Source organism: Pseudonocardia oroxyli (genome assembly GCF_900102195.1).
GTDB lineage: Bacteria > Actinomycetota > Actinomycetes > Mycobacteriales > Pseudonocardiaceae > Pseudonocardia > Pseudonocardia oroxyli.
Window position 1 is genome coordinate 493,986 of sequence record NZ_FNBE01000001.1, and the last position, 25,281, is coordinate 519,266.

The 25,281-nt window shown below is 73.7% G+C and carries 26 protein-coding genes; 9 read left to right on the top strand and 17 right to left on the bottom strand.

Going from position 1 to position 25,281, the window contains the following annotated elements; all coding sequences use genetic code 11:
• Positions 1–123 precede the first annotated feature (123 nt).
• The 7 genes from BLS43_RS02395 to BLS43_RS02425 form a co-directional block, all read right to left on the bottom strand.
• Entirely contained in the window at positions 124–1,215 is a 1,092-nt protein-coding gene (locus BLS43_RS02395; RefSeq protein ID WP_093075840.1) for an LLM class flavin-dependent oxidoreductase, read from the bottom strand.
• Positions 1,212–2,804 (bottom strand): dipeptide ABC transporter ATP-binding protein, encoded by a 1,593-nt coding sequence (locus BLS43_RS02400; protein WP_093075843.1) that lies wholly within the window; start codon positions 2,802–2,804, stop codon positions 1,212–1,214. The genes BLS43_RS02395 and BLS43_RS02400 overlap by 4 nt, the downstream gene beginning before the upstream one ends.
• The gene (locus tag BLS43_RS02405; protein WP_093075846.1) at positions 2,801–3,694 is read right to left on the bottom strand and encodes an ABC transporter permease; all 894 of its coding nucleotides are present in this window, start codon (positions 3,692–3,694) and stop codon (positions 2,801–2,803) included. The genes BLS43_RS02400 and BLS43_RS02405 overlap by 4 nt, the downstream gene beginning before the upstream one ends.
• A gap of 34 nt (positions 3,695–3,728) precedes the next feature.
• Positions 3,729–4,673: an ABC transporter permease gene (locus BLS43_RS02410; RefSeq protein ID WP_093075849.1), complete on the bottom strand. Its 945-nt coding sequence runs from the start codon at positions 4,671–4,673 to the stop codon at positions 3,729–3,731.
• Entirely contained in the window at positions 4,670–6,277 is a 1,608-nt protein-coding gene (locus BLS43_RS02415; RefSeq protein ID WP_093075852.1) for an ABC transporter substrate-binding protein, read from the bottom strand. Before BLS43_RS02415 ends, BLS43_RS02410 begins: the two co-directional genes overlap by 4 nt.
• Positions 6,177–7,814 (bottom strand): LLM class flavin-dependent oxidoreductase, encoded by a 1,638-nt coding sequence (locus BLS43_RS31940; protein WP_093075855.1) that lies wholly within the window; start codon positions 7,812–7,814, stop codon positions 6,177–6,179. The genes BLS43_RS02415 and BLS43_RS31940 overlap by 101 nt, the downstream gene beginning before the upstream one ends.
• 389 nt (positions 7,815–8,203) lie before the next feature.
• The gene (locus tag BLS43_RS02425) at positions 8,204–8,746 is read right to left on the bottom strand and encodes a type 1 glutamine amidotransferase domain-containing protein (protein ID WP_093075858.1); all 543 of its coding nucleotides are present in this window, start codon (positions 8,744–8,746) and stop codon (positions 8,204–8,206) included.
• A 97-nt stretch (positions 8,747–8,843) separates the two neighbouring features.
• On the opposite strand from BLS43_RS02425, the gene BLS43_RS02430 reads away from it, so the two are divergent.
• Entirely contained in the window at positions 8,844–9,050 is a 207-nt protein-coding gene (locus tag BLS43_RS02430; protein WP_093075861.1) for a DUF3072 domain-containing protein, read from the top strand.
• An 84-nt stretch (positions 9,051–9,134) separates the two neighbouring features.
• On the top strand, positions 9,135–10,154 hold the full coding sequence (locus tag BLS43_RS02435; protein ID WP_093075864.1) for a Dyp-type peroxidase: 1,020 nt from the start codon (positions 9,135–9,137) through the stop codon (positions 10,152–10,154).
• A gap of 10 nt (positions 10,155–10,164) precedes the next feature.
• On the opposite strand, the gene BLS43_RS02440 is transcribed toward BLS43_RS02435, so the two are convergent.
• Complete coding sequence (locus BLS43_RS02440) at positions 10,165–11,100, bottom strand: NADP-dependent oxidoreductase (RefSeq protein ID WP_093075867.1); 936 nt, start codon at positions 11,098–11,100, stop codon at positions 10,165–10,167.
• Positions 11,101–11,172: 72 nt separating this feature from the next.
• On the opposite strand from BLS43_RS02440, the gene BLS43_RS02445 reads away from it, so the two are divergent.
• From BLS43_RS02445 to BLS43_RS02460, 4 genes are read left to right on the top strand one after another with little or no spacing between them, the layout of a single operon-like run.
• Positions 11,173–11,760: a TetR/AcrR family transcriptional regulator gene (locus BLS43_RS02445; protein ID WP_093075870.1), complete on the top strand. Its 588-nt coding sequence runs from the start codon at positions 11,173–11,175 to the stop codon at positions 11,758–11,760.
• A gap of 58 nt (positions 11,761–11,818) precedes the next feature.
• A complete protein-coding gene (nthB, locus tag BLS43_RS02450) occupies positions 11,819–12,481 on the top strand; it encodes a nitrile hydratase subunit beta (RefSeq protein ID WP_093075873.1) in 663 nt (220 codons plus the stop codon).
• Positions 12,478–13,053: a nitrile hydratase subunit alpha gene (gene nthA, locus BLS43_RS02455; protein ID WP_093075876.1), complete on the top strand. Its 576-nt coding sequence runs from the start codon at positions 12,478–12,480 to the stop codon at positions 13,051–13,053. The genes nthB and nthA overlap by 4 nt, the downstream gene beginning before the upstream one ends.
• The gene (locus tag BLS43_RS02460; RefSeq protein ID WP_093075879.1) at positions 13,050–13,343 is read left to right on the top strand and encodes a nitrile hydratase accessory protein; all 294 of its coding nucleotides are present in this window, start codon (positions 13,050–13,052) and stop codon (positions 13,341–13,343) included. Before nthA ends, BLS43_RS02460 begins: the two co-directional genes overlap by 4 nt.
• Before the next feature lie 39 nt (positions 13,344–13,382).
• Here BLS43_RS02460 and BLS43_RS02465 read toward each other — a convergent pair whose 3' ends face one another.
• Positions 13,383–14,417, bottom strand: a complete 1,035-nt coding sequence (locus BLS43_RS02465; protein WP_093075881.1) for an aldo/keto reductase — start codon at positions 14,415–14,417, stop codon at positions 13,383–13,385.
• Between the two features lie 46 nt (positions 14,418–14,463).
• Between BLS43_RS02465 and BLS43_RS02470 the strand changes: the two genes are divergently transcribed.
• The gene (locus BLS43_RS02470; protein WP_176921129.1) at positions 14,464–15,054 is read left to right on the top strand and encodes a TetR/AcrR family transcriptional regulator; all 591 of its coding nucleotides are present in this window, start codon (positions 14,464–14,466) and stop codon (positions 15,052–15,054) included.
• 3 nt (positions 15,055–15,057) lie between these two features.
• Here BLS43_RS02470 and pntB read toward each other — a convergent pair whose 3' ends face one another.
• Entirely contained in the window at positions 15,058–16,461 is a 1,404-nt protein-coding gene (gene pntB / locus BLS43_RS02475) for a Re/Si-specific NAD(P)(+) transhydrogenase subunit beta (RefSeq protein ID WP_093075884.1), read from the bottom strand.
• Positions 16,462–16,465: 4 nt separating this feature from the next.
• Positions 16,466–18,028: a Re/Si-specific NAD(P)(+) transhydrogenase subunit alpha gene (locus BLS43_RS02480; RefSeq protein WP_093075887.1), complete on the bottom strand. Its 1,563-nt coding sequence runs from the start codon at positions 18,026–18,028 to the stop codon at positions 16,466–16,468.
• A gap of 288 nt (positions 18,029–18,316) precedes the next feature.
• On the opposite strand from BLS43_RS02480, the gene BLS43_RS02485 reads away from it, so the two are divergent.
• Positions 18,317–19,087, top strand: coding sequence for a 2-keto-4-pentenoate hydratase (locus tag BLS43_RS02485; RefSeq protein WP_093075890.1), 771 nt, complete (start codon positions 18,317–18,319; stop codon positions 19,085–19,087).
• Between the two features lie 15 nt (positions 19,088–19,102).
• On the opposite strand, the gene BLS43_RS02490 is transcribed toward BLS43_RS02485, so the two are convergent.
• The 6 genes from BLS43_RS02490 to paaA form a co-directional block, all read right to left on the bottom strand.
• Positions 19,103–19,372, bottom strand: coding sequence for a hypothetical protein (locus tag BLS43_RS02490; protein ID WP_093075893.1), 270 nt, complete (start codon positions 19,370–19,372; stop codon positions 19,103–19,105).
• Positions 19,373–19,468: 96 nt separating this feature from the next.
• Entirely contained in the window at positions 19,469–20,500 is a 1,032-nt protein-coding gene (gene paaE, locus BLS43_RS02495) for a 1,2-phenylacetyl-CoA epoxidase subunit PaaE (RefSeq protein WP_093075897.1), read from the bottom strand.
• 1 nt (position 20,501) lies between these two features.
• Positions 20,502–20,966 carry a 1,2-phenylacetyl-CoA epoxidase subunit PaaD gene (gene paaD / locus BLS43_RS02500; RefSeq protein WP_093075900.1) on the bottom strand — a complete coding sequence of 155 codons (465 nt, stop codon included), beginning with the start codon at positions 20,964–20,966 and terminating at the stop codon, positions 20,502–20,504.
• Positions 20,960–21,886, bottom strand: a complete 927-nt coding sequence (gene paaC / locus BLS43_RS02505; RefSeq protein WP_093075902.1) for a 1,2-phenylacetyl-CoA epoxidase subunit PaaC — start codon at positions 21,884–21,886, stop codon at positions 20,960–20,962. The genes paaD and paaC overlap by 7 nt, the downstream gene beginning before the upstream one ends.
• Positions 21,883–22,173: a 1,2-phenylacetyl-CoA epoxidase subunit PaaB gene (paaB, locus tag BLS43_RS02510; RefSeq protein WP_093075905.1), complete on the bottom strand. Its 291-nt coding sequence runs from the start codon at positions 22,171–22,173 to the stop codon at positions 21,883–21,885. Before paaB ends, paaC begins: the two co-directional genes overlap by 4 nt.
• Entirely contained in the window at positions 22,170–23,114 is a 945-nt protein-coding gene (gene paaA / locus BLS43_RS02515; protein ID WP_093075908.1) for a 1,2-phenylacetyl-CoA epoxidase subunit PaaA, read from the bottom strand. The genes paaB and paaA overlap by 4 nt, the downstream gene beginning before the upstream one ends.
• Before the next feature lie 166 nt (positions 23,115–23,280).
• Between paaA and paaZ the strand changes: the two genes are divergently transcribed.
• Positions 23,281–25,260 (top strand): phenylacetic acid degradation bifunctional protein PaaZ, encoded by a 1,980-nt coding sequence (paaZ, locus tag BLS43_RS02520; RefSeq protein WP_093075911.1) that lies wholly within the window; start codon positions 23,281–23,283, stop codon positions 25,258–25,260.
• Positions 25,261–25,281 lie beyond the last annotated feature (21 nt).

The following is a 25,281-nucleotide window of genomic DNA, read 5'->3' on the forward strand; positions in this document are numbered from 1 at the left end:
CAGCGTGACCCGGGCCGACCATGATCGGCCCGGGTCCGCGCGATCTGTGGATCCGCGATGCCCGGTGTGGACAACCCGGCCACCGTCGTGAGCGGCGATAGTCGCTCTAGCGACTATCGCCGCTCACGGGAGGTGGAGGCCCTTCGCCCTCCCGGGGTCGTCGGGGCCCCAGAGCGTGGTGGTGGTCTCCCGCTGGACCAGCGGGATCACCTCCTCGGCGAAGCGCTGCAGCACCTCCTGCTGGCGCTCGTAGGGAAGGTTGGGGTTGATCGAGACCGACTGGACGTCGTGCCGGTAGGACTTGTGGTAGTCGACGATCTTCTCCGCCACCCGCTCCGGGGTGCCGACGAGGGCGGGGCCGTGGGCGACGGCCTCCTCGATCGTCGTGAAGGACATCGTCTTGCCCTTGCGGGTGTCCCCGGCGTGCGCGGCGGCGAGCTTGGCGGCCATGAACTCGTAGAGGGGCCGGTACTCCGCGACCGCCTCCTCGTCGGTGTCCGCCAGGAACAGCCCGCCCGAGCCGGAGCCGACGTAGCCCGGTTCGTGCCCGTGCACCGCGCACTGCTCCCGGTACCGGTCGATCAGCACCAGGTAGTTCTCGCGGGGCTGCAGGGCGTTCGCGGTGAAGAGGGGGTCGCCCCACTTCGCGGCGAGGTCCACCGCGGTCGTCGAGGTGGCCGAGCCGTGCCAGATGCGGAAGGGGCCGTCGAAGGGCCGCGGGTGGGTGACCACGCCGTCGAGGTCCGGGCGGTGCGTGCCGGTCCAGGACACGGGCCCGTCCCGCAGCAGCAGGCGGAGGAGCTCGTAGTTCTCGGTGAGGTACTCGTACTGCCTGGCCGGCTCCAGGCCGAACATCGGGAAGTGCTTGTCCTCGTTGCCCTTCCCGATCACGATCTCGAGCCTGCCGCCGGACAGCTGGTCGATGGTCGCGTAGTCTTCCGCGACGCGGACCGGGTCCAGCAGCGACAACACGGTGACGCCCGTGCTGAGCAGGATCCGGGAGGTGGCCTGGGCGAGCGCGCCGAGCAGCACCGTCGGGGCGGACGACACGAACTCGCCCGCGTGCCGCTCCCCCACCGCGTACGAGTCGAACCCGAGCGCCTCCGCCCGCACCGCGGTCTCGACGACCCGGGTGAGCCGCTCGTGCACCGAGATCAGCTCGCCGGTGACCGGGTGCGGGCCGTGCGGCAGGATGTCGAGCACCTGGAACCTCATGACGCTCCCGTCCGGGCGCCGGCGATCGCCGCCAGCAGCTCCCTGGTGTAGTCGTGGTGCGGGTCGGTGAACAGCTCCTCGGTGGGGCGCAGCTCCAGCAGCCTGCCCTGCCGCATCACCCCGACCCGGTGCGCGATGCGCCGGACCACGGCGAGGTCGTGCGAGATGAACAGGTACGCGAGCCCCTGCTCGGTCTGCAACTCCTCCAGCAGCTCCAGGACCTGGGCCTGCACCGAGACGTCCAGCGCCGAGACCGGCTCGTCGCACACGACGAGATCCGGGGAGAGGGCCAGTGCGCGGGCGATCGCGATCCGCTGCCGCTGCCCGCCGGACAGCTCGACGGGCCGCCGCGCCAGCATCGCCTCGGGCAGCGCCACCCGCCCGACGAGCTCCGCGGCGCGCTGCCGCTGCGTGGCGCGCGTGCCGATCCCGAAGGCGCGCAACGGCTCGGTGACCACCTCCTCGACGGTGAACCGCGGGTCGAGGGAGGCGTAGGGGTTCTGGTAGATCAGCTGGGCCCGCCTGCGCAGCTCCCGCCAGGCGGCGCCGCGGACCCGGGTGATGTCGGTGCCGTCGAAGCGGACCTCGCCCGCGGTCGGGTCGTCCAGCCGCAGCACCAGCCGCGCCGTCGTCGACTTGCCGGAGCCGGACTCGCCGACCAGGCCGAGCGTCTCGCCGCGCGCGATGGTGAAGGAGACGTCGTCGACCGCGCGCAGGGTCGCCTTGCGGCCGAGGCGGAACTCCCGGGTCAGGCCCCGCACCTCGACCAGCGGCTTCTCCGCGGGCACGGGCGGGCGGGCCCGGGCGACGGTCAGTCCGGGCGCTGCGGCGAGCAGCGTGCGCGTGTAGGGCTGCTGCGGGTCCGCGAGCACCTGCGCGGTCGGCCCGGACTCCACGATCCGCCCGCCGGACATGACGACGAGCCGGTCCGCCCGGTCCGCCGCCACCCCCAGGTCGTGGGTCACCAACAGCAGCGCGGTGCCGGCGTCTCGCAGCGTGTCCAGGTGGTCGAGGATGCGCCGCTGGACCGTGGCGTCCAACGCGCTCGTCGGCTCGTCGGCGATGATCAGCGACGGGTTCGCCGCCGTGGCGATCGCGATGAGCACCCGCTGTCGCATCCCGCCGGACAGCTCGTGCGGGTACTGCCGGGCCCGCAGCTCCGGCTCGGGCAGCCCGGCCCTGGCCAGCAGGGCCACGGCCTCGATCCGGGCGGTGCGCCGGTCCGCCAGCCCGTGCACCCGCAGCGTCTCCGCGACCTGGGGCCCGATGCGTTGCACGGGGTTCAGCGACACCGTCGGGTCCTGCGGGACGAGCCCGATCCGGCGCCCGCGCACCGCGCGGAAGGCCTTCGCCGACAGCCCGGTCAGCTCCTCGCCGCCCAGCGCGATCCGCCCGCCCTCGACGGCGCCGTTGTCCGGGAGCAGCCCGATCACGGCCTGGGCCAGCGTGGACTTGCCCGACCCGGACTCCCCCACGATCGCGACCGTCTCGCCCGCGTCGACGGTCAGCGACACCCCGCGCACGGCGGGGATGTGCCCGCCCGCGATGCGGTAGCCGACGTCCAGGTCCTCGATCTCCAGCAGGGTCATCGCTTCCACTCCCCGTCCAGCGCCCGGGAGATCCGGTTCACCGACAGCACGGTCGCGGCGATCGTGAGGCCGGGCAGGGCGCACAGCCACCACGACGTCGCCAGGTAGTTGCGACCCTCGCTGATCAGCGAGCCCCACTCCGGGGCGGGCGGCGGGGCGCCGTAGCCGAGGAAGGACAGCGAGGAGATCGCGAGGATGGCCAGCCCGAACTCCAGGACGGCGAGGACCAGCACCGGGCCCGCGGCGTTCGGCAGCACGTGGCGCCACAGCGACACGTACCACCGGGTCCCGACGGACCGGGCGGCCTCGACGTAGGTGGACCGGCGGATGCGCATCGTCTCGGCCCGCATGACCCGGGCGAAGCTCGCCACGCTCGCGATGCCGACGGCGATGGCGACCTTCACCGTGCCGTAGCCCAGCGCCGTGATCAGCGCCAGCGACAGCAGGATCGCCGGGATCGACAGCAGCACGTCGACGACGCGCATCAGGGCCTCGTCGACCCAGCGGCCGACGAAGCCGGCGAGCAGGCCGATCAACCCGCCCGCCACCAGCGCCACCGCCACGGCGATCACGGTGGCCTGCAACGACAGCGAGGCGCCGTGCACGACCCGGGTGTAGACGTCCCGGCCCAGGTAGTCGGTGCCGAACAGGTGCGCCGCGCTGGGCGCCTGCAGCTTGTCCGCCACCACGCCGAGGTTCGGGTCGCCGGGCGCGAGCACGCTCGGCGCGAACGCCGCGATCAGCACGAGCAGCACCATCAGCACCGACGCGACCAGCCCCGGCCTGCGCAGCAGGAACCGGCCCAGCCGCGCCCGCCGCTCCCGCGGCGTGCTCGCGCGGGCGAGAACGACGGAGGAGGACCCCTCCTCCCTCAGCAACAGCTCGGTCATGATGTCGCCTCCGCGGGAGGGAGCACGTCGGCGGTCACGCCGGCACCCCCGTCGCGATCCTCGGGTCGAGGACCGGGTAGATCAGGTCGACGAGCAGGTTCACGCCGACGAACACGAGCGACGCGAAGATCACGATCCCCTGCACGAGCGGGATGTCCTGCACCCCGACCGCCTGCACCGTGAGCCTGCCCAGGCCGGGCCGGGTGAACACCGTCTCGACGACGACGGTGCCCGCGAGCAGGTTGCCCGCCACGTACCCGAGCACCGTCAGCGCCGGGATGGCCGCGTTGCGCAGGGCGTGCCGCAGGTGGACGTCCCGCTCCCCGACGCCCTTGGCGCGGGCCGTGCCGACGTAGGGCTCGGCCAGCGCGGTGTCCATGCTCTTCGCCAGCACCTGCGCGATGAGCGCGCCCATCGGCAGCCCGAGGGTGATCGCGGGGAGCACGAGCGCCGCCGGGCCGTTCGCTCCGGTGGAGGGCAGCCAGTGCAGCCCGAAGGAGAACACCTGGACCAGCATGAGCCCGACCCAGAACACCGGCAGCGACACCGCCAGCGACGGCAGCGCCATGAGCACCTGCCGCAGCCAGCGCAGCCGGGTCGAGGTGGCGGCGAGCGCAAGCCCGCCGCCGACCAGCACCGCGAACAGCAGACCGGCCAGCGCGACCTGCAGCGTCGACGGCAGCGCGTCGAGGATGGCCCCGCGCACGTCCTGGCCGGTCTGGATGGACGTCCCCAGGTCGCCCCGCACCGCCTCGGCGAGCCGGTGCCCGTACTGGACGATCAGCGGCTGGTCGAGGCCGTAGCGGACCTTGAGCGCCTCGATCGCCTCCGGGGTGAGGGGCTCGCCGTCCAGGCCCCCGCTCGCCATGGTGGTGATCGGGTCGCCGGGCAGCAGGTACAGGACGATGAAGGTCAGCGTGTACGCGGCCCAGAGGACCGCGACGGCGGTGGCGACACGCCGGACCAGGTATCCGATCATGCGCTGCTGGACCTCCAGGCGTCGTGCAGCTGGATGCGCGAGGAGGCGTCGAACGTGATGCCGTGGACCTGCGCGCCCACCCCGAGCACGGTCGTCAGCTCGACGACCGGCACGAAGACGCCCTCGGCCAGGATCTCCTGCTGCGCCTGCGCGACGAGCGCGGTGCGCTTGGCGGGGTCCGGCTCGGCGGCCTGGGCGGTCAGCAGGCCCTGCAGCGGGCTGTCCGGTAGCCGGAACAGGTTGGCGCCCGCGGTGGAGAACTGGCCGCGCAGGATGTCCGGGTCGGCCCGGGTGATGTTGTACCAGAGCGCCGAGAAGTCGCCCGCCGTCTGGATCTGGGCGGCGTTCGCGATCGGCACCTCCTGGATCTGCAGGTCGATGCCCACGTTCTTGGCCTGCTGCTGGAGCAGCTCGAGGGCGGGCTTGTTGGTGGCGGCCACCGGTGAGTAGGTCACCGGGATGGTCAGCTTCTGGCCGTCCTTGACCCGGATGCCGTCGGGACCCGCGACCCAGCCCGCGGCGTCGAGGACGGCGGCGGACTTCGCCGCGTCGAAGGTCAGCCCCTGGTCGGCGTAGGACGGCGTGGTGGAGGCCAGCACGCTGGTCGCGGCCTTGGTCTGCGACGGGAAGACGCCGCCGACGATCTCGTCCCGGTTCACGGCGGTGAGCAGCGCCTGCCGCACGGCCGGGTCGCTCACGATCGGCTTCTGCTGGTTGAACGCGATCCCGAACACGACGCCGGGGTTGGACCGCGCCTGCAGCTGCGCGCCCGCACCGGTCAGCGGCGCCTCGTCCTGCTGGCCGATGCTGCCGATGGCGTCGACCTCACCCGACTGCAGGGCCCCGGTGCGCACACCGGACTCCGGCACGATCCGGAACTCCACGGTGTCCAGCAGCGCCTCACCCGGCTGCGTGAACAGCGACGACCCCCACCCGTAGCCCGGGCGCTTGGCCAGCACGATCGAGGCGTTCTTGGTGTAGCTCTGCAGCGTGAACGGGCCGGACCCGATCACCCCCGCGCAGCGGTCGTCATCGGACTTCGCCACCGTGGCCGGGGACAGGATGCCCAGACTGTGGGTCGACGTGGCCTGCAGGAACTGCACGTTCGGCTGCTGTAACGACACCGTGAACCGCGTCGGCGACTCCACCGTCGTGCCCGCGTAGCCCGCGAGGTACCCCTTCGGCAGGGTGCCGCGCGCGCCGATCTGCGGAATCCGGTCGAGGTTCGCCTTGACCGCGTTCGCGTCCAGCGGGGTGCCGTCGGAGAAGGTGACACCCTCACGCAGGGTGAAGGTGTAGCTCTTCGCGTCCGGGGAGGTCTCCCACGAGGTGGCCAGCCAGGGCTTGAGCTCCCCCGTCTGCGGGTCCTGGTCGGTCAGCGAGTCGACGAGCTGGCGGACCGAGTAGATCGTGTCGTTGCTGCCGACCTGCTGGGGGTCGACGCAGCCCGCGTCGCTGCCGACGGCGAAGCGCAGCGTGCCGCCCGGCTGCGGGGGCCCGGCGTCACCGCCTGCCGCGGCGCCGCCCCCACCGCCGCACGCGGACAGGGCCAGGACGGCGGCGAGGAGGCCGGGCAACAGCAACCGGCGGGGTCTGGCGGTCATGTCGGGATTCCTTCGGGAGTACGGGGTGGGCCGGGACGAGGTCAGGAGGCGGCGCTCGGCGCGGCGGGTTCGCCGAGACCGGTCGGGAGGGGCAGGCCGAGGTGCTCGCGCAGCGTCGACCCGGTGTAGGCGGACCGCAGGACACCGCGCTCGCGCCGCAGCGGGACGACCCGGTCGACGACCTCGTCCAGCCCCGCGGGGGCTCGAGGTCGGGCACCGGCCCGTCGGGGTCCACCCCCGACAGGTCCCGGCTCCACACCGTCTCCACCAGCACGACCGCGGTGAACGGGTCCACCTGCCTGCTGCGGACGTCCCGGTGCCGGTCCCGGGCCTCGGCCTCGGTGTCCCCGAGGATCACCGATGCCGAGGGCAGGATCTCGACCTGCTCCGGGTCCCGCCCGAGCCGCGCCACCCGTGCCTTGACGTCGGTGTAGAAGGCTCGGGCCTCCGCGAACGTCGAGTAGCGGGAGAAGATCGCGTCCGAGCGGGCGGCCGCGAAGTCCCGGCCCGCGGGCGACTCCCCCGCCTGCAGCACCACGGGATGACCCTGCGGGCTGCGGGGCGTGGTGAACCGGCCCGCGACGGCGAACTGGGTGCCGCGGACCGCGAAGTCCCCCACGTGCGCGTCCCGCAGGAAGCGCCCGCCCGCCTTGTCCGCCACGACGGCGTCGGACCCCCACGAGTCCCACAGCGTCCGGACGGCGTCGAGGATCTCCCCCGCCCGCTCGTAGCGCTGGGCGTGGGACAGGAAGCCGCCGCGCCGGAAGTTCTCGCCGGTGTCGGCGTCCGCGGCGCGGGCCGCGAGCTCGTGGGCCGCTCGGGCGTGGGCGAGCGCCACGACCAGCGGCTGGCCCTGCGGCGGTCGCGGCACGATGCCCGGGCCCCGGACCGCGAAGAACCGGCCGGTGAAGTCGATCGGGTGGACCTTCGAACGGTCGAGGAACCGCCCGGTCGCGGCGTCCCGGATCTCCGCACCGTCCTCCCAGCTGTCCCAGAGCCGCCGGACGACCTCGACGGCGTCCGCCGCCTCCTCGAACAGGTCGGCGACCGCGGCGGCGGTCTCCGGGGTGTTCAGCGACTCGCGGCGGATCTCCGGCAGCACCCGGCGGCCGAAGTGGGCCGCCTCGTCGGCACGGGTGGAGGTCTGCACCCGCCAGCCGGCGCGCCCGTGGCTGTCGTGGTCGAGCGTGGAGATCGCCGAGGCGATGTGGAACGGCTCGGTGTGCGTCGTGGTGACGGTCGGGACCAGGCCCACGTGGCGGGTCAGCGGCGCGACGAACGCGGCGACGAGTTGGGCGTCCAACCGGCCGCGCACCTGGTCGGTGCGGCGGTCGGCGACGGCGAGGTGGTCCTCGGACTGCAGGCCGAACGCGTCCTCGATCGTGAGCAGGTCGAGCAGGCCGCGTTCGGCGGCGCGGGCGAGCGCGGCCCAGTAGCGCGCGGTGAACAGCCGGTCGGGGCGGGCGCTCGGCTCACGCCAGGCGGCGGGGTGCCAGCCTGCGCCGTCGAGGGCGACGGCGAGGTGGAGGGGGGCCATGGGCGGACTTCTCCTGTGCGGATCGGGCAGGGGGCAGGGGTCGGCCCCGACAGCCCGCGCCGGCCGTGCGCAGGAGATCGACGTGGCGGCGGCGCACACCGACGAACATGGTTCCTCCATCGCACCCGGCGGTAGCACCCGCACCCGTCGGACGGGGGGTTGCTGCGGCGTCGTCGATCCGGGTCTCTCGGCCGCTCTGGATGGTCCTGATGCACTCTACGTACGGTGCGGCCGTTCGCGCCAACCATCCGGGTGACTGTGACCCACGACGCCCGATCACAGCCCCGACCTGTACGGACAGGTCCGACCTCCGATCCCGGCAGCTGGTCGCCGGAACGCCGAGTGGGGCCGCACCGGACACGGTGCGGCCCCACTCGACACGGGACTGCTCAGGCCCCGGCGAACTCCTTCACGATCGCCTCGCAGAACGCGTCCAGGTCACCCGGGTCGCGGCTGCTGACCAGACCGCGGTCGACCACGACCTGCTCGTCGACGACGGTGCCGCCCGCGTTGCGGATGTCCGTGCGCAGGCTCGGGAAGGACGTCAGCGTCCGCCCCTTCACCAGGTCCGCCTCGACCAGCGTCCAGGGGCCGTGACAGATCACCCCGACGGGCTTGTTCGCGGCGAACGCGCCCTTGACCAGGTTCAGCACGTCCGCGTCCGTCCGCAGGCGGTCGGCGTTCACCGTGCCGCCCGGCAGGATGACCGCGTCGAAGTCGTCCGCGGAGACCTCCGCGGCCACCCGGTCCACAGGGTACGTCGCGCTCGGCGCGATGTCGGAGTTCATCGACTGGATCGCGCCCCCCGCGGGCGACACGATCTCGGCGGTGGCGCCCGCGTCGACCACCGCCTGGCGCGGCGCGGTCAGCTCGACCTCCTCGACGCCGTCGGTCGCCACGATCGCGATGCGCTTGCCGTCCAGTACACCCATGTGCAGCTCCTTTCCGTACCTGCACCGGCTACCCGGGGCCACGGGGGCCGACACCACCCGACTCGCGCGCCGCGTCGGTCGAATGTACGTTCGAGCCATGACCGACCGAGTGGACACCACCGCCGAGAAGGACCCCGCCGACTGGACGACCGGCGACGAGCCGATCACCGGCCCCCAGCGCTCCTACCTGGAGACCCTGTCGCAGCAGGCGGGCCGGGAGGCCCCGGAGGACCTCGACTCCCTCACCAAGGCCGAGGCCTCGACGCGCATCGACGACCTGCAGGAGGCCGCGGGCCGCGGGTGAGCAGCACCGGCGCACGCGCGTGGTGACCCGCGTGCGTGCGCCGCCTGCACCGCCTCGGCCGGTCCGGCCGGCAGACTCCCCCGCGTGCACCCGCTTCCCGAGCCGCAGGCCGTCACCGCCCCGTTGAGCAGCGCCGCGTTGATCCTGGTCGGCACCGTGCCGCAGGACGAGGCGGCCCACGCGACCGTCCGCGAGTTCTGCGCCGATCTCGCGGGCCTGGTCCGCGCGGTCGGGTTCCGCGAGCCGTCCGCGGCGCTGACCTGCGTGCTCGGGTTCGGCGCCGAGGTCTGGCCGCGGTTGTTCGCCGCCCCGGCGCCTGCGGGACTGCACCCCTTCGTCCCGCTGCACGGCGTGCACGACGCGCCCGCCACCCCCGGGGACGTGCTGTTCCACATCCGCGCCGAGCGCTCGGACCTGTGTTTCGCGCTGGCCACGCAGATCCTGGCGGCGCTGGGTCCGGCACTGCGCCCGGAGTGGGAGGTCCAGGGCTTCCGCTTCTTCGACAACCGCGACCTGCTCGGTTTCGTCGACGGCACCGAGAACCCGACCGGGCCCGCGGTGCCCGCGGCCGCGCTGGTCGCCGAGGGTGGGCACGCGGGCGGGAGCTACGCGATCGTGCAGAAGTACCTGCACGACCTGGACGCGTGGAACGGGTTGGACACCGCCGCCCAGGAGCGGATCATCGGGCGGCGCAAGCTCGACAACACCGAGATCGCCGAGGCGGAGCTGCCCTCGTCGGCGCACCGGCTGCTCACCACCGTCACCGACGACGACGGCGAGGAGCTGCAGATCGTCCGGGACAACATGCCGTTCGGCAGCCCGGCGGCGGGCGAGTTCGGCACCCTGTTCCTGGGCTACGCGGCCGACCCGGCGGTCACCGAGACCATGCTGCGCAACATGTTCCTCGGCGACCCGCCGGGCGACTACGACCGCATCCTCGACTTCTCCCGCGCCGTCACCGGCGGCCTGTTCTTCGCCCCCGCCGCCTCGGCCCTCGAGGACCTCGCCGAGTCCGCCCCGGCACCCGCCCCCGCCGCGGCCCCGGAGGCGCAGGCGCCGAGCGGCCTCGCGATCGGCTCGCTGCGGTCGCCCCGGGCGGGCTGACCGGTCGCGGTCAGTGCACGAGCACGATCCTCCCGCGGGCGTGGCCGGTCTCGCTCAGCGCGTGGGCGGAGGCCACCTCGGTGAACGGGAAGGCGTGCGCCACGGGGATCCGCAGGAGCCCCCGCTCCGCCAGCTCGGCGGCCGCCGCGAGGCCGTGCAGCGCCTCCGGGTCGGGTGGGCTCCCGGCGAGCCCGGACGTCGTGTGGGACAGGTGCACGCCGAGGTCGGCGGCGCCGAGGTCGGCGATCGTGACGACCCGGGCCGGGTCGCCCGCGATCTCGACGAGCGCGGGGAGCGCGCCGCCCGCGCAGTCCAGCACCGCGTCGACCCCGGAGGGCGCCAGCGCCCGGACCCGCTCGACCAGTCCCGGCCCGTAGGTCGTCGGCTCCACCCCGAGTGACCGCAGGAACGCGTGGTTGCCGGGGCTCGCGGTCCCGATCACCCGGGCGCCGCGCGCCGCGGCCAGCTGCACGGCGACCGATCCGGTGCCGCCCGCCGCCCCGTTCACCAGCACGGTCCGACCCGGGCGGACGTCGAGCCGGTCCCACACCCGGTACCCCGTCTCGACCGGGCCCGCCGCGCCACCGGCCTCCTCCCAGGTCCACGCCGCCGGCTTCCGGGCCCACCCGGCGAGCACCGCGACATCGGCGTTGGCGCCGCGCGTGTCGGTCGCCGCCGCGCCGAACACCTCGTCCCCGACCGCGACGCCGGAGACGCCGGCGCCCACCTCGTCGACCACGCCCGCGGCGTCGAACCCGGTCCGGAACGGGAACGGCGCCGACAGCGCGGCCCGCAACGCGCCCGACCGGATGCGCACCTCCCCGGCCGACACGCTCGACGTCCGCGTCACGATGCGGATCTCCGCCGGACCGGCGTGCGGCTCGGGCACCTCGTCGATCCGCAGGACGGAGGCCGGCCCGTACTCGTGGAACTGCACTGCTCTCATGCCGGCACGGTAGGGACGCCGGGGCCCGCGCCCTGGCAAAGTGAGTGAGGTGGGCCCCGAAGTGAGGCAGCGGTGACGAGCAGGCGCGCGGACGCGGACGCCAACCGCGAGCGCATCCTGGTCGCCGCCCGGCTGGCCTTCACCGAGGGCGGACCCTCCGCTCCCGTGCGCACCGTGGCCCGCCGCGCCGGGGTCGGGGCGGCGACGGTCTACCGCCACTTCCCGACCAAGCAGGCCCTGCTCGACGCGGCCTTCGCCCGCGAACGTGCCCTGTGCTCGACGATCGTCGACGACGCCCTCGCCGCGGACGATCCCTGGCAGGGCCTCGCCCGCGCGATCGAGCGGCTGCTCGTCGCGACCACCGAGAACCCCCGCGTGGTCGCGGAGCTCACCCGGGCCGGGGCGTTCACCGACGACCGGGCCCGCTCGGTCCGCGGGATGGCCGAGCTGCTCCGGCGGGCCAAGGCGGGCGGGATGTTGCGGGAGGAGATCGTGCTCGAGGACGTACTGCTCGCCCTGCAGGCGGGCCGGGGCATCCAGGCCGCCACACCGGCCGGGCGGGAGGCCGCGACCCGCAGGCTCGCGGCCCTCGTCGTCCAGTCCTTCCGCGCGGCACCGGACGCGACCCCGCTCCCGCCCGCCGCGCGCCTGCGGGCCTGACCGCCCGCTCGTCTACTATCGTGGAGACCCGTCATCCATCGTTAAAGGACGTGGTGCGATGCCCGCGATCGCCGACCTCGGGGGGACGGACGGGTGGGGCCCGGTCCACCCGCCCGCCCCGGACGAGCCGGTCTTCCCCGAGACCTGGGAGGGTCGCGCCTTCGCCCTCGCCGTCCTGGGCATGGGCCGGATCTCCGGCCGCAACCTGGACGCGTTCCGGTACGCGCTGGACCGCCTCGACCACCACGCCTACTTCGAGGAGGGCTACTTCGGGCGCTGGCTGAACGCCGTCGAGCTGATGCTGGTCGAGAGCGGCATCATCGCCGCGGACGCGGTGGACGCCCGCGCCCACACCCTCGAAGGCACGCAGGTCGAGGAGCCTCCCGCGCCGGAGCCCACCAAGCCCGACTACGCCCCCACCGGCCCGGGCTCGCTGCGCGAGGTCGACACGCCGCCGCGGTTCGGCGTCGGCGACCGGGTGCGCGTGGGTGAGGTCCCGCCCGCGCCGACCAAGCTGCCACGGTACGTGAGCGGTCGAGTCGGCGTCGTCGAGGTCGTGCAGCCCGGCCACCTGCTGCCGGACACCCACGCGCTCTTCCAGGGTGAGAACCCGCAGCACGTCTACACCGTCCGCTTCGACTCCCGGGAGCTCTACGGCGCCGACGCCGAGCCGTTCGCCGTGACCGTCGACCTCTTCGACCGCTACGTGGAGAAGGCATGACCCGGCCGCCCGTCGCCCTGCGCACCGCCGCACTCGAACAGCTCCTCACCGAGCGCGGACTCGTGGACCCCGCGGTGATGGACCGCTTCATCGCCACCTACGAGACGGCGGTGGGTCCGCTCAACGGGGCCAAGGTCGTCGCCAGGGCGTGGACCGACCCGGCGTACCGCGAGCGGCTGCTCGCCGACGGCACCGCGGCGATCGCGGAGCTCGGGTTCTCCGGGCCGCAGGGCGAGCACATCGTGGTCGTCGAGAACACCCCGACGCGGCACAACGTCGTCGTCTGCACGCTGTGCTCCTGCTACCCGTGGCCGGTCCTCGGGCTGCCGCCGTCCTGGTACAAGGACCCGGCCTACCGCGCCCGCGTGGTCCGGGAGCCCCGCAAGGTGCTGCGCGAGATGGGCCTCGACCTGCCCGCGGACGTCCAGATCACCGTCCGCGACTCCAGCGCGGAGGTCCGGTGGCTGGTCCTGCCGGAGCGCCCGGCCGGCACCGAGTCGCTGTCCGAGGAGGACCTGGTCGGGCTGGTCACGCGGGACGCGATGGTGGGCGTGGCGAAGGTGGCGCCGTGACCCTCCCGGTCGACGGCCCGGCCGCGCCCCCGCGCAGCAACGGCGAGCTGGACTTCGCCGAGCCCTGGGAGAGCCGCGCCTTCGGCATGGCCGTCACCCTGCACGACGCGGGCGCGTTCACCTGGGAGGCCTTCCAGGCGGCCCTGGTCGCGCGGATCGCGGCGAGCACCGGCGAGTGGAGCTACTACCGCGAGTGGCTGGCCGCGCTGGAGGACGTGCTCGCCGACACGGTCACCCCCGAGGAGATCGACACCCGCGCCGAGATCCTCGCCCACCGCCACGACCACTGACCCGACCACGACCGTGAGCGGCGATCGTCGCTGGAGCGACTATCGCCGCTCACGGGTTCCGACCAGGGGCGGGTTGAGCGCCGCGAACGCCTCCTGCCGCTCGTAGGGGAAGTGCGGGTAGGGCGCCGGGCGGTGGCTCGTGCGGTCGAGCAGCGCGAGGTGCTCGGGCTCCAGGGTCCAGCCCACCGCGCCCAGGTTCTGCTCGAGCTGGACGACGTCTCGGGCCCCGATGATCACCGAGCCGACCGTCGGCCGGGTGGTCAGCCAGTTCAGCGCGATCTGCGGGACGGACCGGCCGGTCTCCGCGGCGACCTGGTCCAGCGCGTCGACCACGGCGAAGAGCAGGTCGTCCGCCACCGGCGGGCCCGCCGCGGCGGTCGCGTGCAACCGGCTCCCGGGCGGGATCGGTGCGCCGCGGCGGATCCGGCCGGTCAGCCGTCCCCACCCCAGCGGGCTCCACACCATCGCCCCGACGCCCTCGGCGGCGCCGAGCGGCATCAGGTCCCACTCGTAGTCCCGCCCGACGAGCGAGTAGTAGACCTGGTGCGACACGTACCGCGGCCACCCGTGCCGGTCCGCCAGGTCCAGCGAGCGCTGCAGCGCCCAGCCGGGGAAGTTCGAGACCCCGACGTAGCGGACCTTCCCCGCCCGGACGAGGTCGTCCAGGGTGGACAGAACCTCCTCGGCGGGGGTGGCCGCGTCGAGGGCGTGCAGGTGGAACAGGTCGATGTGGTCGGTGTCGAGCCTGGTCAGCGCCCTGTCGACGGCGGTGAGCAGGGCGCTGCGCGAGGTTCCGCCCGCCAGCCCCGCCTTCGTGGAGATCAGCACCTCGTCCCGGCGACCCTTCACCGCGGCGCCCAGGACCTCCTCGGAGGCGCCGTCGGAGTAGACGTCCGCGGTGTCGAACAGGGTGACGCCCGCGGCGACGCACCGGGCCACGATCTCCCGCGCCTGCGCGACGTCCGTGCTGCCCCACGCACCGAACAGCTCGCCGCGCCCACCGAACGTGCCGGCGCCGAAGCCGAGTGCGGGCACCCGCAGGCCGCTGCGACCGAGACTCCTTAACGGTTCCATGGTTCCGTTATAGCAAACGGGACCGTTGTTCCGTTAGTCTGCGGGCATGACGATGGCCAGACCGGGCGGACGGACGGCGCGGGTGCGCGCGGCGGTGGTCCGCGCGGTCGGGGACGCGCTGGTGGAGCACGGGCTCGCAGGCGTGGACCTGGCGGACGTCGCGCGGCGGGCCGGCGTGGGCAAGACGACGGTGTACCGGCGCTGGGGCACCGTGGCCGCGGCCGTCGCCGAGCTGGTCGACGACATGGTGGAGACCTCGGTGCCGCGGGCCGCCACCGGCGACCTGGAGTCCGACCTGCGGGCGAACGCCGAGCTGGTGCGCTCCACCCTCGCCGATCCCCGCCAGGGCCGGTTGCTGACGGCGTTGATCGGCGCGGCCCGCGCGGACGAACGGACGGCGGCGGCGCTGCGCCGGTTCTACGACGCGCGGGTGCGCGAGTGGGAGCCGTGCGTGGCCGAGGCGGTCTCCCGCGGTGAGCTGCCCGCGGGCACGGACCCGGCCGAGGTGGTCCGGGCGGTCTCGGCGCCCCTGTACTACCGGCTCCTGACGCACGGCGAGCTCCCGACCGAGGCCGCCCGCGACCGCGCCGTGGCCGCGGCCCTCGCCGCGGCCCGGGCGGGCGTGTACGTGGTCTGAGGACTACCGGCTGGGCACCGGCAGCGCGGCGAGGATGTCCTGGACCCGCTCCTTGGCGTCTCCGAAGAGCATCTGGGTGTTCTCCCGGAAGAACAGCGGGTTCTGCACCCCGGCGTACCCGGTGGCCATGGACCGCTTGAACACGATCACGTCCTTGGCCTCCCACACCTTCAGCACCGGCATGCCGGCGATGGGCGAGCCCGGGTCCTCCGACGCGGCCGGGTTGACCGTGTCGTTCGCCCCGATGACCAGCACGACGTCCGTCGCGGCGAGGTCGTCGTTGATCTCGTCCATCTCCAGGACGATGTCGTAGGGCACCTGGGCCTCGGCGAGCAGCACGTTCATGTGCCCCGGGAGCCGGCCGGCGACCGGGTGGACCCCGAACCGCACCTCGACGCCTGCGTCCCGGAGCTTGCGGGTCAGCTCGGCGACCGGGTACTGGGCCTGGGCCACCGCCATGCCGTAGCCGGGGGTGATCACCACGCTGGAGGCGTTCGCCAGCAGCTCGGCGACCCCGTCGGCCGTGACCTCGCGGTGCTCGCCCTCCACCGCCGCGGCCGTCGAGGACGTGGCGCCGAACCCGCCCGCGATCACCGAGAGGAACGACCGGTTCATCGCCTTGCACATGATGTAGGACAGGTACGCACCGGACGAGCCGACGAGCGCCCCGGTGATGATCAGCAGGTCGTTGCCCAGCAGGAAGCCGGACGCCGCCGCCGCCCACCCCGAGTACGAGTTGAGCATCGACACCACGACCGGCATGTCCCCGCCGCCGATCGACGCCACCAGGTGCAGGCCCAGCAGCAGCGCCACCACGGTGAGCACGGCCAGGATCCAGAGCGCGGGAGTGATCACGAACCAGACCGTGAGCGCGGCGAACACGACCAGGGCGCCCAGGTTCAGGGCGTTCTTGCCCGGCAGCATCAGCGGCGCGGACGCGATCTTCGCCGACAGCTTCAGGTAGGCGATGATCGACCCGGTGAAGGTCACCGCGCCGATGAACACCCCGATGGCGACCTCGCCGTGGTGGATGCCCAGCAGCGAGCCCGCCAGCTGCAGGTGCCCGGACTCCACCTCCAGGTAGCCGTTCCAGCCCACGAGCACCGCGGCGAGCCCGACGAAGGAGTGCATCAGCGCGATCAGCTCGGGCATCCCCGTCATCTCGACGACGCGGGCCCGCCAGAGCCCGATGGCCGCGCCGAGGACCAGGGCGACCAGCAGCAGCGCGATGCCCAACGCGGACGCGCTGCTCAGCGCGACGATCGCGGTGGCCACGAGGGCGATGGTCATGCCGGCGATGCCGAACAGCACCCCGGAGCGGGAGGTCTCGTGCCGCGACAGCCCGGCCAGGGAGATCACGAACAGCAGGGCGGCGATCAGGTACGCCGCAGTGGTCCACGTCTGCATGTCCTCAGCTCCTCGTGAACATCTGCAGCATGCGGCGGGTCACCGCGAAGCCACCGACGATGTTGATCGACGCCAGCAGCGTCGCGACGGCGGCCAGGGCGATGACCAGCCCGTTGCCGCCCGTGCCGAGCTGCAGGATCGCGCCGACGACGATGATCCCGGAGATCGCGTTCGTCACCGACATCAGCGGCGTGTGCAACGCGTGGTGCACGTTGCCGATGACGTAGAAGCCGATCACGATCGCCAGCACGAACACCGTGAGGTGCCCGGCGAGCTCCGGGGGCGCGAACGCCGTGACCAGGAACAACGCCACCGCGCCGAGCACCCCGGGCAGGGCCCGCGCCAGCGGCGAGCGCTCCTTCTCCGGCTCCTTCTCCACCGGCGCCGCGGCAGGCTGCGCGGCCGGGGCCGCGCTCACCGACACCGGGGGCGGCGGCCACAACGTCTCCCCCGCGTGCGCCACCGTGATCCCCCGGACGACCGTGTCGTCCAGGTCCAGGACCAGGTGCCCGTCCTTGCCCGGGGTCATCAGCTTGAGCAGGTTCAGCACGTTCGTGCCGTAGAGCTGCGAGGCCTGCGCGGGCAGCCGCGCGGCCAGGTCCGTGTAGCCGATGATCGTCACGCCGTGCTCGGTCGTGACGACCTCACCGGCCACCGAACCCTCGACGTTGCCGCCCTGCGCCGCGGCCATGTCCACGATCACCGAACCCGGCCGCATCGACGCCACGTCCGCCGCCGTGATCAGCGTCGGCGCGGGGCGCCCCGGGATCAGCGCCGTGGTGATGATGATGTCGCACTCCGCGGCCTGCTCGGAGTAGATCTCCGCGGCCCGCTTGTCGTAGGCCTCGCTCGTCGCCTTCGCGTAGCCGTCGGTGGAGGCCTCCTGCTCCACCTCCACCGGCAGGTACTCACCGCCGAGCGACTTGACCTGGTCCGCGACCTCGGCCCGGGGGTCCGTGGCCCGCACCACCGCGCCCAGCGAGTTCGCCGCGGCGATCGCCGCGAGCCCCGCGACGCCGGCGCCCGCCACCAGCACCTTCGCCGGCGGCACCTTCCCCGCCGCGGTGACCTGCCCGGTGAAGAACCGGCCGAACGCGTGCGCCGCCTCGATCACCGCCCGGTAGCCGGCGATGTTCGCCATCGACGACAGCACGTCCATCGACTGGGCCCGCGAGATCCGCGGCACCGCGTCCATCGACAGCGCCGTCACCCCGGCCGCCGTGAGCGCCGCCGTGCGCTCCTCCTCGAACCGCGGCGCCAGCATCGCGATCAGCGTGGCCCCCGAGCGCAGCTGCGGGATCTCGTCCGGCTGCGGCGCGTTCACCATCAGCACCACGTCCGCGTCCCACACCGGGCCCGCAACGACCTCCGCGCCCGCCTCGGCGTACGCCGCGTCCTCGAAGCCCGCGTGCGCGCCCGCGCCGGACTCCACCGCCACGGCGTAGCCCAGCCCGATCACCTTCGCGGTGGTCTCCGGCGACAGGGCGACCCGGGTCTCCCCCTTCGTCGACTCCGCGACCACGCCGACCCGCAGGGCCGGACCGGAGGTCTCCTCTGTGTCGCTCATGCACTCTCCTCGGGATACGGCACCGTCGTCGATCGTGGAGGGCGGTCAGCGGGGCTCGCCGATCGGTGGAACGACGGCCGCTCGCCGAGATGGCGGCGGGTGGCCGCCGGGCGTGATTGACAAAGTTAACGCACGGCCCGGACCGTTCCGTGACGATCCCATCACACCCGAGGGGGTGCCGGCGGGTCGGGCCGGCCGTCCGGTCGGGCTCCGACCTGCCCCTGCGGCGCCCGCCCCGTTCTCGTCGCCCCGTTCTCGTGTCCCGTGTCCGGACACTAGGCTCCTCGGGTGGCTCACTCCCCCGACCGCACCGCCGCGGCCGTCTGGGCGGCGTGGGCGGCGGGCGACCGGCTCGCGGCCCTGACCCCCGACCTGCGCCCCGCGGACCTCGCGGAGGGCTACGCGGCCCAACAGCGGCTCGGCGACCTCGCCGGTGCCCGGTACGGCTGGAAGATCGCCGCGACCTCGGCCGCGGGGCAGGCCCACATCGGCGTCGACCGGCCGCTGCCGGGTCCGCTGTTCGCCCGCTTCCGACGCGAGCCGGGTGCCGTGCTCTCGGCCGCCGCGCTGCACATGCGGGTCGTCGAGGCCGAGTTCGCGCTGGTCCTGGGCCGCGACCTGGGCCCGGACCCCACCCCGGAGCAGGTGGTCGACGCCGTCTCGGCCCTGCACCTCGCCGTCGAGATCCCCGACTCGCGGTTCACCGGGTTCGCCCGGGTCGGCGGCCCGACCCTGCTCGCCGACGCCGCGTGCGCCGGGTTCTTCGTCCTGGGCCCGGAGGTGCCGCGCGCGGCCCTGCACGACCTGGACCGCCGCCCGACCCGGATCGAGGTCAACGGGGTGGAGGCGGGCACGGGCGGCGGCGCCGCAGTGCTGGGCGGCCCGCTGCTCGCCCTCGCCCGGCTCGCGACCGTGCTGCACGGGTTCGGGGCGGGCCTGCGCGCGGGCGAGGTCGTCACCACCGGCACCACGACCCCGCCCCCGGTCGTCGGCCCGGGTGACGAGGTCCGTGCCGACTTCGGCGAGCTCGGCGAGGTGCGGCTGTCGTTCGGCCCCTGACGAGGCCCGGCGGGCTCAGCCCAGGCGGCGGTGGTTGGCGCGGACCCGACGATGGACCGGGGTGAGGATGCTCGTCGCCGCACCCGCCGCGGCGAACGGCAGCGCCGCGGTCGTCTGGGCGGCCGCGACGACCTTCTCCCCCACCATCCGCCCCAGCTCGCGGCGGGTGCGGGGGGTGGGCGGCCAGCCACCGCGGACCACCCGCACGGTCCGCCGGGCGATCACCTGCGGCGCCCACCAGACGATCTCGCCGGCCATCACGAACGGTCGCGCCAGGCTCTTCACACCCCGAGCCTACGGACCCCCACCACCCCGTGAGTGGCGATGGTCGCCAGAGCGACTATCGCCACTCACGGGGTCTGACCAGGGGGGACGGGGCGGCTAGGCGTCGAAGTCGACCGTGACCTGCGCGGAGACCGGCAGGGTCTGGCAGGTGAGGACGTAGCCCTTCGCGACCTCGTCCTCCTCCAGGGCGAAGTTGCGGCGCATGGTGACCTCGCCGGAGACGACCTTGGCCCGGCAGGTGCCGCAGACCCCGCCCTTGCAGGCGAACGGCAGGTCGCCGCGGACCTTCTGCGCGGCGTCGAGCACGGACTCGTCCCGGGGCAGGACGAGCTCGGTGGTCCGGCCGTTCAGCACGACCGTGACCTGCGCGCCGTCCACGACCTCCGCGGTGGGGCGGCGCAGCTCGGGCGGCGGCTCGTCGACGTAGAACAGCTCGCGGTGCACCCGGGCGCGGTCGACGCCCAGCTCGCCGAGCACGGCGACGGCGGCGTCGGTCATGCCGAGCGGGCCGCACAGCCACCAGTGGTCCACGCCCTCGACGTCGACCAACGCGCCGAGCAGGGTCCGCAGGCGGTCGGCGTCCAGCCTGCCGTTGAAGACGTCCGCCTCGGTGGGCTCGCGGGACAGGACGTTGAGCAGGTGCAGGCGCGGGCCGTGGGCGTTCTTGAGGTCGGCGATCTCCTCGGTGAACATCACGGTGTCGGTGCGGCGGTTGCCGTAGATCAGCGTGACCCGGGTGTCCGGGTGCGCCGCCAGCAGGGACGCCGCGATGGACAGCACCGGCGTGATGCCCGAGCCCGCGGCGATCAGCCCGTGGTGCGTGCCCGCGGCGAGCTCGGGGGTGAAGGAGCCCGCGGGCGGGCCGACCTCGACCTCGTCCCCCACCGCGAGCCGATCGACGAGCCACTCGGAGAACAGCCCGCCGTCCACCCGGCGCACGCCGACCCGCGGCGCCGCACCGACCGGGGCGCAGATCGAGTACGAGCGCCGCTCACCGTCACGTTGCAGCGTCAGGAACTGCCCGGGCCGGAAGTCGTAGAGCGGGCGCAGGTCCTCCGGGACGTCGAAGGTCACGGCCACGGCGTCCTCACACAGCCGCTCGACCTCCGCCACCCGCAGCGGGTGCATCTCAGATCTCCTTCATGTGTTCGAAGGGCTCGCGGCAGGCCGGGCAGCGGCGCAGCGCCGTGCAGGCCGTGGGCCCGAAGCGGGAGAGCTCCTCGGTCACCGGCTCCCCGCACCGCGGGCACCGCACGCGCGGGGCCGTCAGCAGCAGCGGGACCGGTCCGCGCGGGGCGGACCCGGGGGGTGCGATCCCGGCCTCCGCGAGCTTGCGCCTGCCGGCCTCGCTGATCCAGTCCGTGCTCCAGGCGGGCGAGAGCACCGTGCGCACCTCGACCGGGCCGTACCCGGCCAGCGCCGCGCGGATGTCGTCCCGCATCACCTCGAGCGCCGGGCAGCCGGAGTAGGTCGGCGTGATCGTGACGACGACGCCGTCCGCGGTCTCCTCGACCGACCGGATGACGCCCAGGTCGTCCAGGGTGAGCATCGGCATCTCGGGGTCGACGACCTGCGCGAGCGCGTCCCTCACCATGTCGCCCCCTCGAACCGACGGGCCAGGCTCTGCAGCTCGTCGACGACCGGGCCCAGCTTCTCGGTGTGCAGTCCCTGCCGACCGCCCCGCCCGCCGACCGTGCCCATCGGCCGGGTCGTCGGCCGCAGCAGGGTCGCCCGGGTGAGCACCTGGTCGAGGACCTCCTCGACCTCCGCCCGGGTCTCGGCCGGGTCGACGGCGACGCCCGCGCCGACCAGCCTGCGCTCCTCGTCCGAGGTGCGGAACAGCTCCTCGAGGAAGGCCCAGGCCCCGTCCAGCCCGGCCTGCATGCGCCGGTGGGACTCCGCGGTGCCGTCGCCGAGGCGCAGGGTCCACCGCACCGCGTAGTCGCGGTGGTAGGCCACCTCCTTGACGCCCTTGGCCGCGACCGCCGCGATCACCGGGTCCGCGCTGGACACGAGCCGGTGCAGCAGGGCCAGCCGCCAGGTGGAGAACAGCAGCAGGTGGGCGATGCAGCGGCCGAAGTCCAGGTCGTCCGGCTGCTCGACCAGCGCGACGTTGCGGAACTCGGACTCGACCCGGAAGTAGGCCAGCCGGTCCTCGGCAGCGGTGGAGCCTGCGGAACCGCCCTTGATTCCGACACCGGTCAGGTGCCCGGCACGGGACAGCAGCACCCGGGCCTGGCCGAGCAGGTCCAGCGCGATGTTGGCGAGCGCGACCTCCTCCTCCAGCTCCGGCGCGTTGGCCACCCACTCGGAGAGGCGGTGCTGGTAGATCAAGGCGTCGTCGCCGAGCATGAGGCAGTACGCGGCCAGGTCGGCCGGGTCGACGCCCGCGGGGACCGGCGCGGAGATCTCCGCCGCCACGTCGTCGGTGAAGCCGGTGCCGAAGGCCCAGCGCGGATCGTCCTGCGCGGTGGTCTCGGACAGCGACTGGTAGGCGTTCGTCGGGTCGCTCACAGGTGCGGCACCTCCTCCGGGATCGCGTAGAAGGTCGGGTGGCGGTAGACCTTGTCCCCGCTCGGCGCGAAGAACGGGTCCTTCTCGCTCGGGCTCGACGCCGTGATGGCCTCGGCCTTGACCACCCAGATCGAGACGCCCTCGTTGCGGCGGGTGTAGAGGTCGCGGGCGTTGTGCAGCGCCATCTCGTCGTCCGCGGCGTGCAGCGACCCGACGTGCACGTGGTTCAGCCCGCGCTTGCCCCGCACGAACACCTCGTACAACGGCCAGGACTTCCGCTCGCTCATGAGTGCTTCTCCGCATAGGCCTGGGCCGCCTCGCGCACCCAGGCGCCGTTCTCGTGGGCGCGGCGCCGGTGGGCGAGCCGCTGGGTGTTGGCCGGGCCGGACCCGGCGATGACGGCCGTGAACTCCGACCAGTCCGGCTCCCCGAAGTCGTGCGCCTGCCGCTCGGGGTTCCAGCGCAGGTCCGGGTCCGGCAGCGTGACGCCGAGCGCCTCCGCCTGCGGCACGGACATGTCCACGAACCGCTGCCGCAGCTCGTCGTTGGTGTGCCGCTTGATGTTCCACGCCATCGACTGCTGCGTGTTCGGCGAGTCGCCGTCCGCGGGGCCGAACATCATCAGCGACGGCCACCACCAGCGGTCGACCGACTCCTGCACCATGGCCTGCTGCTCCGGCGTGCCGTTCACCATCGCCAGCAGCAGCTCGTATCCCTGCCGCTGGTGGAAGGACTCCTCCTTGCAGATCCGCACCATCGCTCGGGCGTAGGGCCCGTAGGAGCAGCGGCAGAGCGGGACCTGGTTGCAGATCGCCGCACCGTCGACCAGCCAGCCGATGACGCCGACGTCCGCGTAGGACGGCGTGGGGTAGTTGAAGATCGACGAGTACTTCTGTGTGGCGCTGATGAGCTTCTCGGTCAGCTCCTCGCGGTCCACGCCGAGGGTCTCGGCCGCCGCGTACAGGTACATCCCGTGCCCGGCCTCGTCCTGCACCTTGGCCAGCAGGATCGCCTTGCGCCGCAACGACGGCGCCCGGGTGATCCAGTTCCCCTCCGGCTGCATCCCGATGATCTCGGAGTGCGCGTGCTGGGCGATCTGGCGGATCAGCGTCCTGCGGTAGTCGTCCGGCATCCAGTCCCGCGGCTCGATGCGCTGGTCGGCATCGATCGTGGCCTGGAACACCGCCTCGAGGTCGGGTTCGCGGACGTCGTGGTGGGTCGCGGTCATCGGGCCCCTCCCGGTTCGGTACTGCCGGAACCGAATGTTCGTTCGTCTGATGATGCCTCACGTTTCACGGTCATGCAAGCGGGTCTGGCCGTCGTGACCGACTGCTGCTAGCCTCGCCTGCAACCGAACGATCGTTCGCCGACGCAGACACCGATCGAGGGGCCGCATGAGCACCACCACGCTGCGGAGCTACGTCTCCGGCGCCTGGCACACCGCACCGGACTCCCCGGAGCATCCCGCCCGCCCGCTGTACGACGCGACCACCGGCGAGGAGATCGCCCGCATCTCCTCCGCGGGCGTCGACTTCGCCGCCGCGCTGGCCCACGGCCGCGAGGTCGGCGGCCCGGCGCTGCGCGCGCTCACGTTCCACCAGCGCGCCGCGCTGCTGAAGGCCCTCGCCGGGCACCTGCGCGAGCACCGCCAGGAGCTGTACGCGGTCTCGGCGGGGACCGGCGCCACCCTGGCCGACTCGAAGTTCGACGTCGACGGCGGCATCGGCGTCCTGCTCGCCTACGCGAGCAAGGCCAAGCGGGAGCTGCCGAACGACATCGTCTACGTCGAGGGCGCCGTGGATCCGCTGAGCCGCGGCGGCACCTTCGTCGGCCAGCACCTGTGCGTGCCGCTGCACGGGGTCGCGGTGCAGGTCAACGCGTTCAACTTCCCCGTCTGGGGCCCGCTGGAGAAGTTCGCGCCCGCCTTCCTGGCCGGCGTGCCCTCGCTCGTCAAGCCCGCGAGCCCCACCGCCTTCCTCACCGCGAGACTGGTCGAGCTGATCATCGACTCCGGGCTGCTGCCGGAGGGCACGCTGCAGTTCGTGGCGGGGTCGCTCGGGGACACCTTCGACCATCTGACCGGCCAGGACCTGGTGTCCTTCACCGGCTCGGCCGCCACGGCGCAGACCCTGCGGGCGCACCCGGCGATCGTGCGGAACTCCGTGCGCTTCTCCGCCGAGGCCGACTCGCTCAACTTCTCCGCCCTGGGGCCGGACGGTGACCTCGACCTGTTCGTGCGGGGCCTGGTCGCCGAGATGACCGTGAAGGCCGGGCAGAAGTGCACCGCGATCCGCCGCGCGTTCGTCCCCGCGGACCGGGTGGACGAGGTCGTCGCGGCGGCGACCGCCGCGCTGGCGCAGGTCGACGGCATGGGCGCGCTGGCGAGTCTGGACCAGCGCGAGGAGGTGCGGCGCAGCATCAAGGCGCTCACCGCGGCGGGCCGGATCGTCTTCGGCGACCCCGACGCCGACGGACCCGGCGCCCACCTCGGCCCGATCCTGCTGGTCGGGGACCCGGAACGCGCCGAGCCGCACGAGGTCGAGGCCTTCGGGCCGGTCTCGACGATCCTGCCGTACGAGGGCACCGCCCAGCTGATCGACTACGCCGCCCGCGGGCAGGGCTCGCTCGCGGGCTCGATCGTCAGCGAGGACCCGGCGTTCGTGCGCGAGGTCGTGCTCGGCACCGCGCCCTTCCACGGCCGGCTCCTCGTGCTCAACCGCGCGGATGCACAGGAGTCCACCGGCCACGGCTCCCCCCTGCCCCAGCTCGTCCACGGCGGCCCCGGCCGCGCGGGCGGCGGCGAGGAGCTGGGCGGCATCCGCGGCGTGCTGCACCACATGCAGCGCACGGCGATCCAGGCCGACCCGGACTCGCTCACCGCGATCACCGGCCGCTGGGTCGCGGGCGCCGCACGCGTCGAGTCGGACGTGCACCCCTTCCGCAAGCACCTCGAGGAGCTGCGGCCGGGCGACACGCTGGTCGCCGGGCCGCGTCGGGTCACCCAGGAGGACGTGGAGCACTTCGCCGAGTTCACCGGGGACACCTTCTACGCCCACATGGACGCCGAGGCCGCCGCGGCGAACCCGCTGTTCGGCGAGCGCGTGGCCCACGGGTACCTGATCGTCTCGCTCGCGGCGGGCCTGTTCGTCGACCCGGACCCCGGTCCCGTGCTGGCCAACTTCGGCGTGGACGACCTGCGGTTCCTCACCCCGGTGAAGTTCGGCGACGAGCTCACGGTCACCCTCACCTGCAAGCAGCTGACCCCGCGGGACTCCGCCGGGTACGGCGAGGTGCGCTGGGACGCGGACGTCACGCGCCAGGACGGCGAGTCCGTCGCGCGGTACGACGTGCTGACCCTGGTGGCGAAGCAGTGACCCGCCTCGGCGAGGCCCCGC

What these genes read in the sequence shown, in the direction of transcription:
- paaD (WP_093075900.1), bottom strand. Translation starts at nt 20,966, where the DNA reads ATGGTGAGGGACGCGCTCGCGCAGGTCGTCGACCCCGAGATGCCGATG.
- BLS43_RS02400 (WP_093075843.1), bottom strand. Translation starts at nt 2,804, where the DNA reads ATGACCCTGCTGGAGATCGAGGACCTGGACGTCGGCTACCGCATCGCG.
- BLS43_RS31940 (WP_093075855.1), bottom strand. Translation starts at nt 7,814, where the DNA reads ATGGCCCCCCTCCACCTCGCCGTCGCCCTCGACGGCGCAGGCTGGCAC.
- BLS43_RS02440 (WP_093075867.1), bottom strand. Translation starts at nt 11,100, where the DNA reads ATGAGAGCAGTGCAGTTCCACGAGTACGGGCCGGCCTCCGTCCTGCGG.
- BLS43_RS02410 (WP_093075849.1), bottom strand. Translation starts at nt 4,673, where the DNA reads ATGATCGGATACCTGGTCCGGCGTGTCGCCACCGCCGTCGCGGTCCTC.
- pntB (WP_093075884.1), bottom strand. Translation starts at nt 16,461, where the DNA reads ATGCAGACGTGGACCACTGCGGCGTACCTGATCGCCGCCCTGCTGTTC.
- BLS43_RS02480 (WP_093075887.1), bottom strand. Translation starts at nt 18,028, where the DNA reads ATGAGCGACACAGAGGAGACCTCCGGTCCGGCCCTGCGGGTCGGCGTG.
- paaZ (WP_093075911.1), top strand. Translation starts at nt 23,281, where the DNA reads ATGAGCACCACCACGCTGCGGAGCTACGTCTCCGGCGCCTGGCACACC.
- nthA (WP_093075876.1), top strand. Translation starts at nt 12,478, where the DNA reads ATGACCCGGCCGCCCGTCGCCCTGCGCACCGCCGCACTCGAACAGCTC.
- BLS43_RS02395 (WP_093075840.1), bottom strand. Translation starts at nt 1,215, where the DNA reads ATGAGGTTCCAGGTGCTCGACATCCTGCCGCACGGCCCGCACCCGGTC.
- paaA (WP_093075908.1), bottom strand. Translation starts at nt 23,114, where the DNA reads ATGACCGCGACCCACCACGACGTCCGCGAACCCGACCTCGAGGCGGTG.
- BLS43_RS02430 (WP_093075861.1), top strand. Translation starts at nt 8,844, where the DNA reads ATGACCGACCGAGTGGACACCACCGCCGAGAAGGACCCCGCCGACTGG.
- BLS43_RS02465 (WP_093075881.1), bottom strand. Translation starts at nt 14,417, where the DNA reads ATGGAACCGTTAAGGAGTCTCGGTCGCAGCGGCCTGCGGGTGCCCGCA.
- paaE (WP_093075897.1), bottom strand. Translation starts at nt 20,500, where the DNA reads ATGCACCCGCTGCGGGTGGCGGAGGTCGAGCGGCTGTGTGAGGACGCC.
- BLS43_RS02470 (WP_176921129.1), top strand. Translation starts at nt 14,464, where the DNA reads ATGACGATGGCCAGACCGGGCGGACGGACGGCGCGGGTGCGCGCGGCG.
- BLS43_RS02425 (WP_093075858.1), bottom strand. Translation starts at nt 8,746, where the DNA reads ATGGGTGTACTGGACGGCAAGCGCATCGCGATCGTGGCGACCGACGGC.
- BLS43_RS02415 (WP_093075852.1), bottom strand. Translation starts at nt 6,277, where the DNA reads ATGACCGCCAGACCCCGCCGGTTGCTGTTGCCCGGCCTCCTCGCCGCC.
- nthB (WP_093075873.1), top strand. Translation starts at nt 11,819, where the DNA reads ATGCCCGCGATCGCCGACCTCGGGGGGACGGACGGGTGGGGCCCGGTC.
- paaB (WP_093075905.1), bottom strand. Translation starts at nt 22,173, where the DNA reads ATGAGCGAGCGGAAGTCCTGGCCGTTGTACGAGGTGTTCGTGCGGGGC.
- BLS43_RS02405 (WP_093075846.1), bottom strand. Translation starts at nt 3,694, where the DNA reads ATGACCGAGCTGTTGCTGAGGGAGGAGGGGTCCTCCTCCGTCGTTCTC.